The following is an 18,727-nucleotide window of genomic DNA, read 5'->3' as shown; positions in this document are numbered from 1 at the left end:
AGTACAAAAATGCAGCTGCTATAATTTTAGTATTTCCATCCCACTTGCACAAAAAAAAATATACGCAAATTACAACAAGTCTTAAATAAGAAAAGAGAAACAAATCTCAAGCAGCCAACAAAAATACAACAGCTGTAATTTAAATATTTCAAACCATAGCACAATCAAAATTATATACGCAAAATACAGCACGTCCTAAGTTCGAAACTGAAAAAAAAATAAATCCAAATTTTCAGAAATCGCAAAAAATAGCAATCTAGAATTTGCGATACAGAAAGGCAAAATTAGTTTAATCGAAACATAAAAATGCAGGCCAATTTAAGTCCTCTATCTCCTTTGAAAAACCTCCTGTATTTTTCGTATCCAGAACGAAGCCTTTTCCAATTTATTTTAGAGAAACTACAGGCTTCAAAAAAAAATTAAATCGATAAAAAATTCCCTCTCTATTTTTAAAATTCAAGCCGAAGATCAAGAAAAAAAATTATACGCAAACTACAAGGCGTATAAAAAAATGGAAGCGAAAAATAAACCCACAAAAAAGTCAACTTAAGATCAAAAATCAAGAGAACATAAAAATTCAGACTTATCAACGTTATCAACACTATAAATAATAGAATTAAAATCTTTTTAAAAATTAAAAAAAAATACCTCTATTATATTGTTTGTTAATATGTACAATAACTTTTAAGCCAGAATTTGGAGTTTTGACTTATAAAAACTTATTAACAGCTTATCATTTCTTAAATCGCTTAAAAATAGCCTTATAGCTGTCTTATTAACACGGTTAATAACCGTTATCAACAGCCTGTTTAATATAACTTAGGGGGTGTATTTCTGTTGATAAGTGGTGAATGGAGTATGGATATCTAGCTGATAGAATCTAAAAAATAAATTTGCACAGCTTCTACTTTGTGCCGTATTGTAATTTATTTTAACTAAACAAAAAATACTTATTCTATTCTTTCCATACTTATCAACAAAAACTGTTCATTTAGTTTTCCTTCATAATCAGCAGATTAGCCTCTTTTAAAAAAAGCGTTGTTGATAAGTGTTAATAGGTTATAAATCAGTTAATTAATTGTTATTTTTAGTTTTATCATTTTTTTAGTTCTCTTTGTCTTTGTGGTGTTTTTTCGTTCGTAAGAGGTAAAAAATAGCGAAGGCAATGGAAGAAAAAGAGGTGAATTTTGGTGCTGAAACTCAAATTTAGAGTGCAAAAAAACAACTTTTTACAGACAGTATTCAATAGGTTTGGTGCAATAAAAAAGACTTTTTTGATGTATAAAATGAAATGATTTTGAATCTAAATCAAGCTGAAAAAATGAGAATTTTTTGAGTTGATTTTAATGGAAAATACACTTGTTTTTTAACCTTAAGAGGAATGTTTTTTTGAAGTAAAGAGGGAAAAAAAAGATAGATTTTAAGGAGATAAAAGCATGAAATTTTAGGCTTAAAAGAGTCGTATTTTGTATTTTTAACGCTGTTTAAAATCTAAAATTAGAAGAGTAATATTTCTTTTTTGAGTGTGATATCCCTGTTATTTTAGAATAAAAATTAAAAAAAGTCCTACATCAAAATGTAGGACTTTTTTTCATATATCATATAAGTAGAAACATATTAAATGCCTTTTTCCATCTTAATTAAGTGAGCCATATTGCGAATAACACTGTTGTGTTTTAATACAAATGGGTTTGATTTATCCCAAACATAACCGGCCAAAACAGAACATATTTTTCGTTTTACATCGGCATTTTCAGGTTGATGGAAGAAGAGTTCTTGTAGGTTACCTGTATACCATTCTTGAATATAAGTGGTAAAAACATCGATACCTTCATTCATATAATCCGCATATTCTCTTTGCCAATCTACAGTTTCTCCTTCTAAGGTTTTGATGGCTAATTTAGCAGCGAGCATCCCTGATTCTGTAGCAAAACACACCCCTGAAGAGAAAACAGGATCTAAAAATTCTGTACTATTTCCCGTTAATACATAGCCTTCACCAAACATTTTGGACACGCTAATGGAATAATTAGATAGTTTTTTAGGTTCAAAATCAAATGGCAAACCTCCAAATCGATTGATGTAGAAGTCAGAAAGGTTAATAGCATTTTGTAAGGCTTCTGTTGGATTGTCTCCTAATTTTTCAATATAATCAGTAGGACCTACAATACCTACACTTGTTTTTCCATTGGAAAAAGGAATCACCCAAAGCCATACTTTGGTTTCTAAAATGTCAAAAGAAATTTGGGTTCCCTCTACTCCTTCAGGTCTTCTTTCATCAAGAATATGACTAAAAATAGCAGAATGTGGACTTAATTTAGAAGCAGCATCGAGGTTGAGCATACGCGGTAAAACGCGTCCATATCCGCTGGCGTCAATCAAAAATTTAGCGTGAATTTGAGACTCTTCTCCTGCAGCATTTCGAATCGTTGTCAGTGAATCTGTTCCTTCAAAAGCAACATGAGTAACCTCCGTTTCAAATTGAATGTCGATGCCTTTGCGTTGCATTTCATCTGTAATAGCTTTGTCAAAATCGGCACGGGGAATTTGCCACGTCCAATCCCAACCTTTGGAAAATTTATCGCTAAAATCGAAAATACAGATTTCTTTTCCTCGAATAAATCGCGCCCCAGGTTTAGGTTGAAAATTATAGGTATTTAAAGCAGGAAGCAAATCTGCTGCTTCAAAGTGATCCATGACGCGGGGAATTAAGCTCTCTCCAACAACAATTCTCGGAAACTTTGTTTTTTCTACAATTTTAACATTTACACCCATTTTGTGTAAGTAACTGCCTGCAACACTTCCAGATGGACCTGCTCCTATTATTAGGACATCTACATTTTCAATTGACATTGTTTGCTATTTATTATGTTAATAGTATTAAATTTGCCTCTGTTTTATGCTCCAAATCAATTGGCATAAAATTATGATACAAATATAACTAATATACCAAGTTAATGAACACGTTGAATGGTTTCTTATCCTTAGAAAATTTTATACAATATCTAAAGGTAGAGCAAGAATTAGTATTAGCTCCAGCATTGCAAGAGCGAGTAAATGAAAGTTTTAACTTTTTAAAAGATTATGCTAAAAATAAAGTAATCTATGGTGTAAATACAGGGTTCGGACCAATGGCTCAATACCGAATTAAAGACGAGGAATGTGTGGCGCTACAATATAATCTAATTCGCAGTCACTCATCTGGAATTGGAAATCCCTTAAGTGTTGAGCAAGTTCGCGCTGCGATTTTGGCGCGTTTGAATTCGCTTTCTTTAGGATATTCAGGCATTAATTTGGAGGTTATTGAGTTGATGAAAACGCTCTTAAATAAAGGAATTACACCTTTAATTTTCGCACATGGTGGTGTGGGAGCAAGTGGAGATTTAGTTCAATTAGCTCATTTAGCATTGGTATTAATAGGAGAAGGAGAGGTTTTTTACAAAGGAGAACGAAGAAATACCAAAGAAGTATTTGAACTCGAAAATGTAACACCTATGCGCATTAGTATTCGAGAGGGAATTTCTTTGATGAATGGAACCTCTGTGATGACGGGAATTGGTATTTTAAATTGGCATAAAGCGAATACCCTATTGGATTGGTCTGTAAAAATTGCCTGTGCGATTAATGAATTAGTAGCGGCTTATGACGATCATTTGTCTGCTGAATTGAATGAGGCTAAATTGCACAAAGGCCAGCAACACATCGCTCAACAAATGCGTCAGAATTTACAAGATAGCCAGTTGATTAAGAAAAGAGAGGAACATTTGTACAATGGAACAAATCAAGAAGAAATATTCAAAGATAAAGTACAAGAGTATTACTCTATTCGTTGTATTCCTCAAATCTTAGGTCCTATTTACGATACCATTCAAGAAGTGGGTAAGGTTCTTGAAAATGAAATGAACTCTGCCAATGACAATCCTGTGATTGATGTGAAGAGTCAACAAGTGTATCACGGTGGAAATTTCCATGGAGATTATATTTCTTTGGAAATGGATAAGTTGAAATTGGTGGTTACGCGATTGACTATGCTTGCAGAACGCCAGTTGAATTACCTACTCAATGCTAAAATTAATGAATTATTACCTCCTTTTGTAAACCTTGGAAAATTAGGGTTTAATTTTGGTATGCAAGGTGCGCAATTTACGGCAACTTCAACTACGGCAGAGTGTCAAGCATTAGCAACTTCGATGTATATTCACAGCATCCCAAATAACAATGACAATCAAGATATTGTAAGTATGGGAACCAATGCGGCGGTTTTATGTGATAAATTAATTGAAAATAGCTTTGAAGTTTTATCCATTGAAATCTTAACTTTAGTTCAGGCCATTGATGCTTTAGCCTATAAGGACAAAGTTTCGGAAACAACGAAAAAATGGTATGCGGAAATTCGCCAGATTATCCCTGAATTTTCAGATGATCAAGCCTTGTATCCGTATCTACAACAAATAAAAGAATACTTAAAAGCGTAAATTATGAGGCGTATTTCTCTTTTTTTCTTTTTCTTTTTATGTGCTGGATTAATTCATGCACAAGAATTAGCACTTGTTCGAGAAGACAAACTTTTTGGTTATTTGAATAAGGAAGGAGAATATGCTGTAGAACCTAAATTTACTGAAGCCAATTCTTTTTCAGATGATTTAGCTTGTGTAAATAATGGTCTTTTATGGGGGTATATCGATCGTCAGGGCAATTGGGCGATTCGACCTACTTTTGATGAAGCCAAGGATTTTAACTCAGGTATGGCTTTTGTAAAAATAGATAAGGAGTGGTTTTTTATTGACAAAAAAGGAAAGCGATTGCCCTTTGAACTTGACCCAAGACAATATCGTTTTTACAAGGGAACAGCAATTCAAAGAGTAGAGAAGAAAATAGGCTTAATTGATTTCAAGGGAAATACTATTGTAGCTCCTATATATGACGTTATTAAGCGATTTACAACCGATTATACGCCTGTTGCTATTGATAAATTATGGGGTATTATCGATTATAAAGGAAATGAAATTATAGCCCCTCTTTATCAGAAAATAGGTACATATCAGGATGGATTAACTTGGGTAAAAAAAGAGAATCAACTGTATTTATGGAATAATGGTGATTTAATTGCTATCCCTTTTGTTGATCAAGTGGTCAACAGTTCAAATCCCAATTTTATTCTTGTGAAACAAGGAAAAAAAATGGGGGTAATCAATAGCAAGGGAGAAGTTGTACTCTCCTTTGATTATGAGAACCTAGGACCCTTGCAAAATGGGTTGATTCCTGCTCAAATAGGAGGCTATTGGGGATATATTGATGAGAAAGGAAAACAAGTAATTCCTTTTACTTTTGAAAATGCTTTGCCTTTTTCAATAGAGGGTTTAGCAGCCGTGAAATTAAAAGAATGGGGTTTTATCAATAGAGAAGGAAAAATTGTAATTCCCGCTCAATATAAAATAACGGCATCACTCTTTTCACCTCAAGCTAGAGATAAGGGCTTTAATGACGGATTAGTCCGCGTGAAGTACAAGAAAAAATGGGGCTATTTAGATGTAAATGGAAATCTATTTACAGGGAAATGGTATAAAAATGTAGAATTATTTAATTAAAATAGAACGAATGAAAACCGCAATTGTAACTGGGGGATCTAGAGGAATTGGTAGAGCAATTTGCCTGCGTTTAGCACAAGAAAAGCACTATCATATTTTGATTAATTATCAATCCAACGAAGAAAAAGCGTTAGAAACGTTGCGCGAAGTGGAACAATTAGGATCAACAGGAGAGATTCTTCGCTTTGATGTGAGTAAAAATGAAGAAGTTACTGAAGTGTTATCAAAATGGGTAGAGAACAATCCTACAGCTGTGGTAGAAGTGATTGTAAATAATGCTGGAGTAACAAGAGATGGATTGTTTATGTGGATGTCATATGAGGATTGGAATACAGTAATTCAGACGAGTTTAAATGGATTCTATAATGTAACGCAGTTTTTTATTCAAAAGATGTTGAGAAACCGATATGGGCGTATCGTCAATATGGTTTCTGTATCTGGAATGAAAGGAACAGCAGGACAAACGAATTATTCAGCGGCTAAAGCCGCAATTGTTGGAGCAACTAAAGCTTTGGCACAAGAAGTTGCCAAGAGAAATATTACAGTAAATGCAGTTGCACCTGGATTTATTGAAACGGATATGACAGCCAATTTAGATGCGACAGAATTAGTAAAATTAATTCCTGCGAATCGATTTGGTAAAGCAGAAGAAGTAGCGGATTTAGTAGGTTTTTTAACGTCTGATAAAGCAAGTTATATTACCGGTGAAGTAATCAATATTAACGGAGGAATTTATTCATAAGTAAGTTTGATGGAAAGAAGAGTTGTTATTACAGGAATGGGCATTTACTCTTGTTTAGGATTGAATCTCGACGAGGTAAAAACATCGTTATACGAAGGTAAATCGGGTATTATATACGATGAACAACGTCATGAAATGGGGTTTCGCTCTGCTTTTACAGGGATGGTTCCTCGCCCAGATTTGAAAGCAGATCTCAATCGAAGACAAAGACTTTCTGTAGGGGAAGAAACAGAATACGCTTATGTGGCTACAATGGAAGCATTGAAAAATGCGCAAATTAGCCTTGATTTTTTGGAACAACGAGAGGTTGGTATTTTATATGGCAACGATAGTGTTTCTAAAGCCGTTATTGAGGCAACTGATATTTTTAGAGATAAAAAAGACACGGCTTTAATTGGTTCTGGTGCCATTTTCAAATCGATGAATTCCACAGTTACGATGAATTTATCGACTATTTTTAAGTTGAGGGGAATTAATATGACCATTAGTGCTGCTTGTGCGAGTGGATCTCATGCCGTTGGTTTGGGATTTGCCATGATTAAAGGCGGTATGCAAGATATTGTTATCTGTGGTGGAGCGCAAGAAATAAATCCTTTTGCCATGGCTAGTTTTGATGGTTTAGGAGTCTTTGCAGAAGAAGGCGTAGATCCTTCCCAGGCTTCTCGTCCTTTTGACGCCAATAGAAATGGTCTGGTGCCTAGTGGTGGTGGTGCAACCTTGATTTTGGAAAGTTATGAATCGGCAATGGAACGTGGTGCCCCTATTATTGCGGAGGTAATTGGATATGGTTTTTCTTCTAATGGAGGACATATTTCTACCCCCAATGTAGATGGACCAGCTACAGCTATGCGCAGAGCCATTCAAAATGCAGGTATTGCCGTAGATGAAGTGGGCTATATTAATGCACATGCAACGTCCACTCCTTTAGGGGATGCCAATGAAGCTAAAGCAATTTACGAAGTCTTCAAAGACAGTATGCCGCAGGTTACCTCAACAAAATCCCTCACAGGACATGAATGTTGGATGGCAGGGGCTAGTGAGATTGTTTATTCTACGCTAATGATGAATGCCAATTTCATCAGTCCAAACAAAAACTTCGAAGTTGGGGATGAAGACTCCAACCGACTTAATATTGTTAAAAAAACGTTAGATAAAAAATTTGATATATATTTGTCCAATTCTTTCGGATTCGGGGGTACTAATTCGGCCCTTATAGTTAAAAAAATATAGTTGATACATGGATAATAAAGAGATTTTCGAAAAAATTAATCAAATTTTAGTTGAGGAGTTTGAAGTAGATCAAGATGTAATTGAAGCAGAAAATAATCTAAGAGAGAGTTTGAATTTAGACAGTTTAGATTATGTTGATTTAGTGGTATTAATTGAATCAAATTTCGGCGTTAAATTAGTGGAAGCTGATTTTACAGCTATTGTTACTTTTCAAGATTTCTACGATTTAATCGAACGCAAGATTACCCAAAAGTAAGATGATCAATGGCGCAATGGCAAGGAAAATCTAAAGGTAATTTACTCGGGTATAAAATTTTCGTTTTATGTATAAAAAAGCTCGGTATCAGAACAGCTTATAGCGTTCTGATATTTGTAGCTTTTTACTATTTTATTACCGCTTGGAAATCCAATAAAGCGCTTTACTATTACCTCCATAAACGACATGGATTCAACGTGCTCAAATCGATGGTGATGATGTACGCCAGCTACTTTAGATTTGGACAAGTACTGATTGACAAAACAGCAATTTCAATCGGATTGAGAAATCGATTTACCTATGATTTTGACGGAATAGAAATCCTAAAAGAATTGTTGGCCGAGAAAAAAGGAGCTATTTTAATTAGCGCACATGTTGGAAACTTTGAAGTTGCAGAATATTTCTTTGCAGATATTGATTTTGACTGTCAGATTAACTTAGTAACGACAGATCGAGAACACAGTTTTATCAAAGCCTATTTTGATCAAATTTCGATAAAAACGAATCTGAATTTTATTATTGTTCAAGACGATATGTCTCATATTTTTGAGATTAATACGTGTTTGTCAAACAATGAAATTATTTGTTTTACAGGGGATCGTTTTTTCCCCGGTATAAAAACCTTAGAAGAAGAATTTTTAGGTGAATCAGCTGTATTTCCAGCAGGTCCCTTTAGTATAGCCTCGCGTATGAAAGTACCTGTTGCTTATGTGTACGTAATGAAAGAAAATAATTTGCACTATCATTTGTACACCCGACGGGCAGAAGTTAAACATCGCGATGCACAACACCTACTCCAATCCTATTGTTCTAGTGTGGAGAAAATAGTAAAAAAATATCCCTTACAATGGTTTAATTATTACGACTTTTGGGAAAAACCACCCCATACTAAATAAAAGAGGATGAAGCGTGTATTAGTTATTTACTATAGTCAATCTGGCCAGTTAAAGCAGGTTTTAGATCAATTGGTTAGCCCTTTGGTACAAGAGGAAGCTGTTGATGTAACCTGGTATGAAATTGAGATGGAGCAACCTTATGGTTTCCCTTGGAAAAAAGCAGATTTTTTTGATGCTTTTCCAGAATCGTTCAAACAGATTGAACAACCTATTTTACCCCCTTCAGAGGCTATTTTAGCTAAAAAATACGATTTAGTTGTATTAGGATACCAAGTGTGGTATTTAACGCCTTCTATCCCAATTAATTCTTTTATGAAAAGTGCATATGCCCAACAACTACTTGCCGATACTCCTGTTGTAACGGTTAGTGGAAGTCGAAATATGTGGGTGATGGCTCAAGAAAAATTAAAAAAGCAAATTCAAGCCGTTCAAGGTCTTTTGGTGGGCAATATTGCACTTGTAGATAGAAATATTAATTTAGTAAGTGTAATTACCATTGTCGATTGGATGTTCTCCGGCAAAAAACGCAACGTTTATGGTATTTTGCCAAAACCTGGCATTGCGCCAGAAGAAATTTTGGCAAGTAAGCGATTTGGCGAAACAATAAGAAAATATTTATATAGTACTAATTATCAAGGATTACAAGAAGAGCTCATTCAACAAAATGCAGTAGAAGTACGCCATTTTTTAGTATCCATGGATCGAAAAGCCAATCGTCTTTTTGGCATTTGGTCGGCATTGATTTTAAAAAATAGCCCACAGCGACGCCCTTTTTTACTCAAGTGTTTCAATGTGTATTTATTCGTTGCCATTTGGTTGATTTCGCCAATTGTACATTTAATTCATATCCTTTTGTATCCTCTGAATTACAAAAAAATCCAACGGGATAAAACGTATTTTCAAGGAATAAAGTAAACGTTATGGGAAGAGTTTTTATAACCAGAGCCGCAAAATTTTTACCCAATGATCCCATTTCAAATGACGAAATGGAAGAAGTATTGGGAAAAATAGACCATCAAGCGTCTAAAGCACGTCGAATTGTGTTGAGAAATAACGGAATTCAAACAAGATATTACGCGCTGACCAAACAAGGAAAAATTACGCATACCAATGCACAATTAACCTTCGAAGCTATTCAAGCTTTATGTGATCCTCAATTTGAATTATCTCAAATCGAAGTACTATCTTGTGGTACCTCTACTCCAGATAGCTTACTGCCATCTCATGCAGCTATGGTACACGGATTGATGAAAACAAAATCACTAGAATTAAATTCTTCTTCTGGCGTGTGCTGTTCGGGAATGAATGCTTTAAAATTTGGCTTTTTATCGATTAAATCGGAAACAGCGGCCAATGCAGTTTGTACAGGTTCGGAACGTGTATCCACGTGGATGAAATCAGAAAAATTTGAAGAGGAAGTTGCCAATTTAAAAGCGTTAGAACAAACACCTATTATTGCTTTTAAAAAGGACTTTTTGCGTTGGATGTTGTCGGATGGATGTGGGGCATTCTTATTAGAAAATCAACCCAGAGGAGAGCAATCCGTTGAAATTTTATGGATGGATTACTATTCATATGCTTTCGAATTAGAAGCGTGTATGTATGCAGGTGGGGATAAATTAGAGGATGGAAGTATCAAACCATGGAGCGACTATGAAGCGCAAGAATGGTTGACTGAATCGGTATTCTCCTTGAAGCAAGATGTGAAAATATTAAACGAGAATATTTTAGATAAAGGCGTTGAAAGTATGAAAGCTGCTTTGGAAAAAAATAAGATAACTGTAGCAGATATCGATTATTTTTTACCTCACGTATCTTCGCATTACTTCGTAGATGGATTGTATACCAAATTTGCCGAAGCAGGTATGGAAATTACCAAAGACAAATGGTTTATGAATTTGAAACACGTAGGAAATGTTGGATCTGCTTCCATCTATTTGATGTTTGAAGAATTGATGAATTCAGGTAAACTAAAATCCGGCGATCGCATTTTGCTTTCCGTTCCTGAAAGTGGACGATTTTCCTATGCTTATGCCTATTTAAAAGTAGTTTAATCATGGAAAGAAAAGAATTGATAGCTAGAGAATTGGTAGGAACTTTAATTCCTCAGCGTGCTCCTATTGTCATGGTTGATGCATTGTATCAATTTGGAGACGATTTCATTGAAGCAGGATTGTCGATTAAAAAGGATACCCTATGTGTGGCGAATGATTATATGCAAGAATCAGGAATTATTGAACATATGGCACAATCCGTAGCTTTACACACAGGATATGCCTATTATTTAAAAGCACAAACAGCCCCAACAGGGTATATTGGATCCATCAAAATGATAGCGATTACTCAATTGCCTAAAGTAGGGGATCAGTTAATCACAAAAGCTCAAATCTTACACGAGTTTATGGGGGTTACTTTAGTAGAACTGACCACAACTTGTAATGATATCGTAATAGCAACTGGACAGATGAAAACTGTTCTTGCACAATCTTAATCCCTTATGGTCAATACTAAAGTCATTGAAATACAAAATTATTTACCACATCGCGCTCCTATGCTGATGGTAGATATTATTACAGCAATCAATACCGATAGTGTTGCTACCTTATTTGAAATCAAAGCAGATAATATTTTCTTAGAAAATGGGAGGTTTTGTGAAGCAGGATTAATGGAAAATGCAGCTCAGACTTGTTCCGCTATTGTCGGACAAACCTTCTTCTTCGATGAAAATCACCAAGAACGCCAAAATGTCAATGTATTGGGATTTATAAGTGCCATGAAAAAAGTAGAAATCTTAGGATTACCTCATGTTGGGGAGACGCTTTTTACGGAAGGGAAACTAATCTCTCGTATGGATGGCGATGATTTTTCAATCTGCTTAATTGCCGTGACAACGCGCACAGTAACTCAAGCAGTATTAAAAGCAGAAGTCAACCTTTTCTTACAAAAACAATAAGTTATGAAAGAGTCTGAAGTACCACAAGATAAAAGCAGTTTGCAGGATAATGACATCCAAGAATTGTGTTATGCAGTTAATGATCAAGGCGAATATGTGACGGCTCTTAGTTCGGGTTGGGAAACCAAAACGATTGTACAAGAAGCTACATTGGAAGGAATTAATGCTCGCGTGCAAGAAGCCAAAGAACAAGTAGCGAATGGTTTAGTAAGTCCAATCGTGTACTTTATGGAAGTAAATCGCATGGATTTACCTACTTTAAGTGCTTATGTATCAATCTGGAGATGGCGTGTCAAACGACACTTTAAACCTCGTATTTTTAAAAAATTAAGTGCGAAAGTACTACAAAAATATGCAGATGCCTTTGAAATAACCGTTGCGGAATTAAAGGCATTTAGCGGAAAATAAGATGAAGATAGATTTTGTACACAAACAGTCTGCCCATTGTGAAAATGGAGTAGCTTCAAATTTATTGAGTAACCAAGGTATTCAAATCAGTGAACCCATGGCTTTTGGTATTGGGTCAGGATTGTTTTTTGTTTACTTGCCTTTTGTCAAAGTGAATCACGCACCGGCCATTAGTTACCGACCGTTGCCGGGGTTAATCTTTAATCGCCTAGCCAAGCGCTTGGGATTACAAGTGAAACGCATCAAATTCAGCGACAAACAAAAAGCACAACGCGAATTAGAATCGAAGATTGCTCAAGGAATTCCTTGTGGACTCCAAGTAGGGGTTTATCACTTGCCTTATTTTCCGGAAGAATATCGCTTTCACTTCAATGCACATAACCTCGTAGTTTACGGGAAAAATGGCGCTAATTTCTTGGTTAGTGATCCCGTGATGGCGACTACCACAGAATTAACTCCTAGTGAATTGGAAAAAGTGCGATTTGCCCAGGGGGCTTTTGCTCCTAAAGGACAGATTTATTATCCAGTGGCAATACCACAACAGATTGATTGGGAAAAAGCCATTGTCAAAGCCATTAAAAAAACGTGTAATGATATGCTTGCTCCTGTTCCTATTGTTGGTGTTCGAGGGATGCGGATGGTGGCTAAGGCCATCGTTAAATGGCCCAAGAAACACGGGGTGCCTAAAGCCAATCACTTTTTGGCTCAACTGGTGCGTATGCAAGAGGAAATAGGTACGGGTGGTGGTGGATTTCGCTTTATTTATGCCGCTTTTTTACAAGAGGCTTCTAAAAAGATCAATAAGCCCGTTTTAAATGAGTTTGCAACTGAAATGACTGCCATTGGAGATGCGTGGAGAGATTTTGCTGTAAATGCAGCCCGTGTGTATAAAAAGCGCAAAAATGGAGAGGAAGTGTACCAGAATTTGTCAAATGAATTAAAAGTTTTGGCCGATCGAGAAGAACAATTCTTTAAAAAGCTCAAAAAAGCCATCTAATGAAAGACCTTGTCATCGATATACAACAGTTGTACAAACAATACAAAGGAGCGGATTTCTTTTCTATTGAAGATGTTTCTTTGCAAATAAAGCGGGGAGAATTTATTGGAATATTAGGTCCCAATGGAGCAGGTAAAACTACGCTTCTATCAATGTTGTATGGACTAGTAAAGCCCACTTCGGGTCTCTTGAAAATTGAAGGTAAAACCTACCAGCAAAATGAAAGTGATATTAAGCGCATGATTGGGGTAGTCCCACAAGAATATGCCCTCTATCCCACCCTGTCAGCGTATGAAAATTTAATGTTTCTCGGCAGTATGTACGGATTAAAGGGAAAAGTGCTCAAACAAAAAGTGCAGCATTATCTGACCTATTTGGGGTTAGAAGATTTTGCTCATAAAAAAATAGACACCTTTTCGGGTGGAATGAAAAGAAGGGTAAATCTCATTGCAGGTATTTTACACGATCCAGCAATTCTCTTCTTAGATGAACCTACGGTTGGGGTTGATTTACAATCTCGACTGTCAATTGTCTCTTTCCTAAAAGAACTCAATGCCAAAGGAACCACGATTATTTATACCTCTCATCATTTGCACGAGGTACAAGAGTTGTGTACTTCCATTGCCATTATCAACAAGGGTAGAGTATTTGCCTTGGGAACAAGCGAATCCCTGATGGCCCAGACACAAACGGCGAATTTAGAAGAAGCTTTTTTGCATTTAACCGGTATAAATTTGAAGGACAATGTATAAATTACTCATGACCATCCGCAAAGAAGCAAAACTGCTGGCTAGAGATCTAGGTGGTTTAGCGGTTCTATTCATTATGCCTGTGTTTTTGGTCATTGTGGTAACTTTGATTCAAAATAATACCTATGAAAACATAACCAATCAACGATTAAAACTGTTGGTTATTGATCAGGATCAAGCAGAAGTTTCACAAGCGATTTTTGATGAAGTAAATGCCTTGGGAAGCTTTGAAATTGTAACCACTTTAGAAGGGAAAGAATTGACCGAAGAACGCGCGGCAAATGCGGTGTTAAAGGGAGATTATCAATTGGCTATTGTGATTCCGAAGCAATTGACGCAAGAGATTCAAAGTTATATTGATGCCAATGTTGAGGAAGTACTCCAAATGGGTGACACTGTTGCTCCAAAGCAAGAGAAACTGTCGTTTGAGCAAAAGGAAGTGGTCTTGTATTTCGATCCAGCTTTGCAAATTGCCTACAAAGAGGGAATTAAAGCAGCTATCGATCGCATTGTTACACAAACAGAAAATAAATTTATCTATGGCGCTTTTGCCGCTCAGTTGGACTTAGATTCTGAAAGTACTTTATTGAAACAACAAGCGCTTTTTGCGTTTAAAGAAATATCACCCCTTGATCTGCATGAGGAAGTAAAACCCAATGCCGTACAACACAATGTACCCGCTTGGTCCTTATTTGCCATTTTCTTTATCATTGTGCCCTTTGCAATGAATCTAGTCAAAGAAAAAAATCAAGGAACTAAAGTAAGATTGTATACTGTTCCTACGGGAATGGGAATTCTTTGGGCAGGTAAAATCATCACCTATCTCGTGATTTGCTTGTTGCAGTTTTATCTGATCTTAGCCGTAGGGAAATACATTTTTCCTTCCTTAGGATTACTGCCTTTTACTGTTGGAAATCAATTGTTTAATTTGAGTATATTAACCTTGTGTATTGGTTTATCTGCCATCTCTTTGGGTGTTGTTTTTGGAACATTAGCCCAAACACAAGAACAGTCCTCTCCTTTTGGAGCCACTTTTGTCGTGATTCTTGCAGCTGTGAGCGGGGTTTGGGTACCTACTTTTGCGATGCCCACCCTTATGCAATATATAGCTAAACTATCACCGATGAATTGGGGATTGGAAGGCTATTACACCCTCTTGCTCAGACAAGGGAGTTTATGGGAAATTAGAACTGAGATTATTTTGCTACTTTTGTTTGCTTTAGTAATGATCTCAATAGCGTTGTTTTATGATAAGAAAAAAAGATCTTTATAAAGAAGTTTCCGAACTGACCGTTGAAGTAGAAACAAGAGTTCGATTCAACGAAACAGATGCGCTTGGAATTGTCTGGCATGGTAACTATTTAGTGTACTTTGAAGATGCAAGAGAAGCCTTTGGCAGAAAATACGGCATTTCCTATTTAGACATGTTGAAAGCGGGTTATGTCACACCTATTGTCGCTTCGTCTTGTGCCCATAAATTGACATTGAAATACGGCGATGTAATTCGCATTCAAGCCACTTATGTAGCAAGTCCTGCTGCAAAAATTATATTTAGATTTAAGATTTTAAACGAACAAGATCAAGTCGTTTGTACGGGAGAAACAACACAGGTTTTTCTCGATCAAGCCAATAATTTGTCGTTAGCTATACCGCCTTTTTACGAAGAATGGAAAGCCAAATTAGGATTGACAGAAGTATGAGAAAGGTTTACATTAATACAGCCAATTGTTTCAGTTCGCTAGGATTTGGTACAAATCAAAATTGGCAGGCGATGCAACAGCAACAATCAGGAATAAAAAAAATAGCACAATTGGGCTTTATCTCTGATTTTTACGGCGGCCAAATTGCTGATGTGTGGATTGAAGAACAAGAACAAAACAGCAAATCGGATACAACGGCATTTACGCGTTTTGAACGCCTATTAATTTGTACGTTGCAACCTTTGGTGCAGCAGGGAAAAATTACAGCTAAAACAGCTTTAGTTCTCTCTACAACCAAGGGAAATATAGCTGCTTTAGCAATGAATCAGCTAGCAGAGGCAGATATCAATCAATCGGCACAACGCGTTGCGGATTATTTCGGTTTTGCAACACTTCCGATTGTTGTATGTAATGCCTGTGTTTCGGGAATATTAGCAGTTGCTGTGGCCAAGCGATTGATTCAAATGAATCAATTTGACGATGCTTATGTCTTAGCGGGAGATGAATTAACACCTTTCGTTGTTTCGGGTTTCAACAGCTTTCAAGCCATGAGTGAAGAACCTTGTAAACCCTTTGATGCCAATCGAAAGGGAGTAAGTTTAGGAGAAGCAGCTGCTGCAGTTTACCTCAGCACTACCCCAATTGAAGGGCAATCTTTTGAAATAATGGGCGAAGCTTCTATTGCAGATGCCAATCATATATCAGGCCCCTCGCGTACGGGCGAAGGCCTATTTTTAAGTATCCAACAAGCCTTAAAGGAAGCGCAGTTATCCACAGATCAAATCGATTGTGTTTGCGCACATGGAACTGCTACCGCTTATAATGATGAAATGGAATCTATCGCTTTTGATCGCTTGGGATTAGCTCAAAAACCCATTCACAGCCAAAAGGGATATTTTGGACATACTTTAGGTGCTGCGGGATTGTTAGAATTGGTGATGCTCATGCAAAGTATGAGATACAATGAATTAATTGTCTCCAAGGGATTTGAGGAATTAGGTGTATCTAGAGCAGTGAATATCACCAAAAAGGCAGCAACACAAGACTTACAATTTGCCTTGAAAACAGCATCTGGATTTGGTGGATCAAATACGGCAATAATACTAAGTAAAAAGTAAAGGGAAGATGAGTGAACAAACTTTTTATATCACAGACTATTGCACCATCAAGGCGGGAGAAGTGGTCGTAAACGGGCAAGTAGCTTTTCGTGCAACGGCTAGTGAATTATCAGATTTAGCTTTATTTTTAAAGCGCATTTACAAAGAAAAAACGATGGAATATCCCAAGTTTTTTAAAATGGATTTGTTGAGTAAATTAGCTTTTATCGGTGCTGAAATGCTATTGGTTTCTTCCCACACGGATGAACCCATTTACGATACAGCCCTTTATTTGAGCAATGCTACTTCGAGTTTGGATACCGATATAAAACACAGTGCATCCATTGTAGATGCAACAGCATACTATCCCAGTCCAGCGGTATTTGTTTATACTTTAGCTAATATTTGCTTGGCTGAAATAAGCATTAGACATCGCTTGCAAGGTGAAAATGCCTTTTTCATGTCACCAACCTATGACGCTGACATGATGTACAACTACGCAACCTATGCGTTGCAAACCAATCGCGCAACAAAAGCGTTATGTGGTTGGGTCGATTATTTAGAAGGAGAATATCAATTGGTCTTGTACCTAGTTGAAAAACAAGGACAACTACCTCATACAATAGAAAGTATTAAGCATTTATTTTAATTGAAATGGAAAATTTAAAGACAGAATTAAAAACTAAAATCATTGACGTTTTAAACCTTGAAGACATCGAAATCAACGATATTCAAGATACAGATCCTCTATTTGGAGATGGATTGGGATTGGATTCTATTGATGCGTTAGAATTAATCGTATTAATGGATAAGGATTACGGAATCAAATTAAGTGATCCAAAAGAAGGAAGAGCTATTTTTCAATCGATTGAAACAATGGCAGCGTATATTTCAGCAAACAGAACAAAATAAATATGCAAGATCGTATCGTTGTTACGGGTATGGGAATCATTTCTGCAATTGGCCAAACCGTTGAAGAAAATTATCGTGCTTTAGTTTCCCATCAAGTAGGTGTGGGAACTTTAACGTTGTTTGATTCCATTCACAAAGACCATATCAAAGTAGGGGAAGTAAAAAGCACTACGGATGAATTGATTGAACGATTAAAACTACCCGAAGACAACAACTATACGAGAACTGCTTTATTAGGCGTTTATGCGGCAAAACAAGCCGTAGAACAAGCCGGGATACAAGATATTAATGCTGTTCGCACAGGATTAATATCTTCTACTTCGGTTGGAGGGATGGATTTTATTGAACAATATTATCAAGCTTTCCAAACAGATCCTACCGTTCGAAAGTACGTATCCAGTCAAGAAGCTGGAGATTCAACAGAAAAAATAGCCGATTACTTGGGTTTACAGGGATATGTTTCAACGATAAGTACTGCTTGTTCTTCTGCGGCTAATGCCTTGATGATGGGATGTCGTATGATTAAAGCCGGAAAGTTAGACCGTGTAATTGTTGGAGGAACAGATGCTTTATCTAAGTTTACAGTAAATGGTTTTAATACTTTGATGATTTTATCAGATACGGATAATACCCCTTTTGATCAAAATCGAAAAGGATTGAATTTAGGAGAAGCAGCGGCTTATCTCGTTTTAGAACGAGAGACAGTTGCGATTGAACGCAAACAAGCGATTTTAGGTGTAGTAGCAGGATATGGCAATGCCAATGATGCCTACCATCAAACCGCTTCGTCTGAAGATGGCGAAGGTGCTTTCTTAGCCATGCAAAAAGCATTAACTATGGCTGAGCTTACTACACAGCAAATTGACTATATCAATGCACATGGAACGGCAACTCCAAACAACGATTTGTCTGAAGGAAGAGCCATCCAACGTATTTTTGGAAATGAAGCACCTGTGTTTAGCTCTACCAAACCCTTTACAGGACATACCTTGGCAGCAGCAGGCGCAATTGAAGCTGTGTATAGTATTTTATCCCTTCAACATGACGTTGTATTTGCTAATTTGAATCATAGCACCCCTATGGAAGAGTTGACTATTGTACCTCAAAGAGAAACCGTATATCAACCCATTGAGGCTGTTATGTCGAATTCATTTGGATTTGGAGGAAATTGTTCAACGATTATTTTTACTAAAGCCTAA

20 protein-coding genes are annotated in these 18,727 nt (G+C 36.4%); 19 read left to right on the top strand and 1 reads right to left on the bottom strand.

Features of this window, described 5'->3' with window-relative positions:
• Positions 1-1,617: 1,617 nt before the first annotated feature.
• A complete protein-coding gene (locus HX004_RS00655; RefSeq protein WP_286440359.1) occupies positions 1,618-2,853 on the bottom strand; it encodes an NAD(P)/FAD-dependent oxidoreductase in 1,236 nt (411 codons plus the stop codon).
• Between the two features lie 104 nt (positions 2,854-2,957).
• Between HX004_RS00655 and flxA the strand changes: the two genes are divergently transcribed.
• The 19 genes from flxA to HX004_RS00560 are packed head-to-tail and all read left to right on the top strand — an operon-like array spanning position 2,958 to position 18,727.
• Positions 2,958-4,475, top strand: coding sequence for a flexirubin biosynthesis tyrosine ammonia-lyase FlxA (gene flxA / locus HX004_RS00650; protein WP_286440358.1), 1,518 nt, complete (start codon positions 2,958-2,960; stop codon positions 4,473-4,475).
• Positions 4,476-4,478: 3 nt separating this feature from the next.
• Positions 4,479-5,588 carry a WG repeat-containing protein gene (locus tag HX004_RS00645; RefSeq protein WP_286440357.1) on the top strand — a complete coding sequence of 370 codons (1,110 nt, stop codon included), beginning with the start codon at positions 4,479-4,481 and terminating at the stop codon, positions 5,586-5,588.
• A gap of 10 nt (positions 5,589-5,598) precedes the next feature.
• A complete protein-coding gene (flxB, locus tag HX004_RS00640; protein WP_286440356.1) occupies positions 5,599-6,330 on the top strand; it encodes a flexirubin biosynthesis SDR family reductase FlxB in 732 nt (243 codons plus the stop codon).
• Between the two features lie 9 nt (positions 6,331-6,339).
• Positions 6,340-7,560 (top strand): beta-ketoacyl-[acyl-carrier-protein] synthase family protein, encoded by a 1,221-nt coding sequence (locus tag HX004_RS00635; protein ID WP_286440355.1) that lies wholly within the window; start codon positions 6,340-6,342, stop codon positions 7,558-7,560.
• A 7-nt stretch (positions 7,561-7,567) separates the two neighbouring features.
• On the top strand, positions 7,568-7,816 hold the full coding sequence (locus HX004_RS00630; protein ID WP_286440353.1) for an acyl carrier protein: 249 nt from the start codon (positions 7,568-7,570) through the stop codon (positions 7,814-7,816).
• Between the two features lie 8 nt (positions 7,817-7,824).
• Positions 7,825-8,712: a lysophospholipid acyltransferase family protein gene (locus HX004_RS00625; protein ID WP_286440352.1), complete on the top strand. Its 888-nt coding sequence runs from the start codon at positions 7,825-7,827 to the stop codon at positions 8,710-8,712.
• 6 nt (positions 8,713-8,718) lie between these two features.
• Positions 8,719-9,627, top strand: coding sequence for a flavodoxin (locus tag HX004_RS00620; RefSeq protein WP_286440349.1), 909 nt, complete (start codon positions 8,719-8,721; stop codon positions 9,625-9,627).
• 5 nt (positions 9,628-9,632) lie between these two features.
• Entirely contained in the window at positions 9,633-10,766 is a 1,134-nt protein-coding gene (gene darB / locus HX004_RS00615) for a dialkylresorcinol biosynthesis protein DarB (RefSeq protein ID WP_286440347.1), read from the top strand.
• A 2-nt stretch (positions 10,767-10,768) separates the two neighbouring features.
• Positions 10,769-11,203 carry a hotdog family protein gene (locus HX004_RS00610; RefSeq protein WP_286440345.1) on the top strand — a complete coding sequence of 145 codons (435 nt, stop codon included), beginning with the start codon at positions 10,769-10,771 and terminating at the stop codon, positions 11,201-11,203.
• Between the two features lie 6 nt (positions 11,204-11,209).
• Positions 11,210-11,665: a hotdog family protein gene (locus HX004_RS00605; RefSeq protein ID WP_286440344.1), complete on the top strand. Its 456-nt coding sequence runs from the start codon at positions 11,210-11,212 to the stop codon at positions 11,663-11,665.
• 3 nt (positions 11,666-11,668) lie between these two features.
• A complete protein-coding gene (gene DarG, locus HX004_RS00600; protein ID WP_286440342.1) occupies positions 11,669-12,073 on the top strand; it encodes a flexirubin biosynthesis protein DarG in 405 nt (134 codons plus the stop codon).
• A 1-nt stretch (position 12,074) separates the two neighbouring features.
• On the top strand, positions 12,075-13,070 hold the full coding sequence (darH, locus tag HX004_RS00595; RefSeq protein ID WP_286440341.1) for a BtrH-related acyltransferase DarH: 996 nt from the start codon (positions 12,075-12,077) through the stop codon (positions 13,068-13,070).
• Positions 13,070-13,822 carry an ABC transporter ATP-binding protein gene (locus HX004_RS00590; protein WP_286440340.1) on the top strand — a complete coding sequence of 251 codons (753 nt, stop codon included), beginning with the start codon at positions 13,070-13,072 and terminating at the stop codon, positions 13,820-13,822. Before darH ends, HX004_RS00590 begins: the two co-directional genes overlap by 1 nt.
• Positions 13,815-15,092 (top strand): ABC transporter permease, encoded by a 1,278-nt coding sequence (locus HX004_RS00585; RefSeq protein ID WP_286440339.1) that lies wholly within the window; start codon positions 13,815-13,817, stop codon positions 15,090-15,092. The genes HX004_RS00590 and HX004_RS00585 overlap by 8 nt, the downstream gene beginning before the upstream one ends.
• A complete protein-coding gene (locus HX004_RS00580; RefSeq protein ID WP_286440337.1) occupies positions 15,067-15,519 on the top strand; it encodes an acyl-CoA thioesterase in 453 nt (150 codons plus the stop codon). The genes HX004_RS00585 and HX004_RS00580 overlap by 26 nt, the downstream gene beginning before the upstream one ends.
• Entirely contained in the window at positions 15,516-16,637 is a 1,122-nt protein-coding gene (locus HX004_RS00575; RefSeq protein WP_286440336.1) for a beta-ketoacyl synthase N-terminal-like domain-containing protein, read from the top strand. The genes HX004_RS00580 and HX004_RS00575 overlap by 4 nt, the downstream gene beginning before the upstream one ends.
• 7 nt (positions 16,638-16,644) lie before the next feature.
• On the top strand, positions 16,645-17,265 hold the full coding sequence (locus tag HX004_RS00570; protein ID WP_286440335.1) for a 3-oxoacyl-ACP synthase: 621 nt from the start codon (positions 16,645-16,647) through the stop codon (positions 17,263-17,265).
• Positions 17,266-17,270: 5 nt separating this feature from the next.
• On the top strand, positions 17,271-17,528 hold the full coding sequence (locus HX004_RS00565) for a phosphopantetheine-binding protein (protein WP_002988585.1): 258 nt from the start codon (positions 17,271-17,273) through the stop codon (positions 17,526-17,528).
• A gap of 2 nt (positions 17,529-17,530) precedes the next feature.
• Positions 17,531-18,727, top strand: a complete 1,197-nt coding sequence (locus HX004_RS00560) for a beta-ketoacyl-[acyl-carrier-protein] synthase family protein (RefSeq protein WP_286440334.1) — start codon at positions 17,531-17,533, stop codon at positions 18,725-18,727.

It is taken from the genome of Myroides sp. 1354 (assembly GCF_030324495.1).
GTDB lineage: Bacteria > Bacteroidota > Bacteroidia > Flavobacteriales > Flavobacteriaceae > Flavobacterium.
This window is presented reverse-complemented; position numbering and strand designations above follow the sequence as displayed.

Bases quoted from the DNA above. Each gene is read 5' to 3' on its own strand.
- HX004_RS00655 (WP_286440359.1), bottom strand. From the start codon at position 2,853: ATGTCAATTGAAAATGTAGATGTCCTAATAATAGGAGCAGGTCCATCT.
- flxA (WP_286440358.1), top strand. From the start codon at position 2,958: ATGAACACGTTGAATGGTTTCTTATCCTTAGAAAATTTTATACAATAT.
- HX004_RS00645 (WP_286440357.1), top strand. From the start codon at position 4,479: ATGAGGCGTATTTCTCTTTTTTTCTTTTTCTTTTTATGTGCTGGATTA.
- flxB (WP_286440356.1), top strand. From the start codon at position 5,599: ATGAAAACCGCAATTGTAACTGGGGGATCTAGAGGAATTGGTAGAGCA.
- HX004_RS00635 (WP_286440355.1), top strand. From the start codon at position 6,340: ATGGAAAGAAGAGTTGTTATTACAGGAATGGGCATTTACTCTTGTTTA.
- HX004_RS00630 (WP_286440353.1), top strand. From the start codon at position 7,568: ATGGATAATAAAGAGATTTTCGAAAAAATTAATCAAATTTTAGTTGAG.
- HX004_RS00625 (WP_286440352.1), top strand. From the start codon at position 7,825: ATGGCGCAATGGCAAGGAAAATCTAAAGGTAATTTACTCGGGTATAAA.
- HX004_RS00620 (WP_286440349.1), top strand. From the start codon at position 8,719: ATGAAGCGTGTATTAGTTATTTACTATAGTCAATCTGGCCAGTTAAAG.
- darB (WP_286440347.1), top strand. From the start codon at position 9,633: ATGGGAAGAGTTTTTATAACCAGAGCCGCAAAATTTTTACCCAATGAT.
- HX004_RS00610 (WP_286440345.1), top strand. From the start codon at position 10,769: ATGGAAAGAAAAGAATTGATAGCTAGAGAATTGGTAGGAACTTTAATT.
- HX004_RS00605 (WP_286440344.1), top strand. From the start codon at position 11,210: ATGGTCAATACTAAAGTCATTGAAATACAAAATTATTTACCACATCGC.
- DarG (WP_286440342.1), top strand. From the start codon at position 11,669: ATGAAAGAGTCTGAAGTACCACAAGATAAAAGCAGTTTGCAGGATAAT.
- darH (WP_286440341.1), top strand. From the start codon at position 12,075: ATGAAGATAGATTTTGTACACAAACAGTCTGCCCATTGTGAAAATGGA.
- HX004_RS00590 (WP_286440340.1), top strand. From the start codon at position 13,070: ATGAAAGACCTTGTCATCGATATACAACAGTTGTACAAACAATACAAA.
- HX004_RS00585 (WP_286440339.1), top strand. From the start codon at position 13,815: ATGTATAAATTACTCATGACCATCCGCAAAGAAGCAAAACTGCTGGCT.
- HX004_RS00580 (WP_286440337.1), top strand. From the start codon at position 15,067: ATGATAAGAAAAAAAGATCTTTATAAAGAAGTTTCCGAACTGACCGTT.
- HX004_RS00575 (WP_286440336.1), top strand. From the start codon at position 15,516: ATGAGAAAGGTTTACATTAATACAGCCAATTGTTTCAGTTCGCTAGGA.
- HX004_RS00570 (WP_286440335.1), top strand. From the start codon at position 16,645: ATGAGTGAACAAACTTTTTATATCACAGACTATTGCACCATCAAGGCG.
- HX004_RS00565 (WP_002988585.1), top strand. From the start codon at position 17,271: ATGGAAAATTTAAAGACAGAATTAAAAACTAAAATCATTGACGTTTTA.
- HX004_RS00560 (WP_286440334.1), top strand. From the start codon at position 17,531: ATGCAAGATCGTATCGTTGTTACGGGTATGGGAATCATTTCTGCAATT.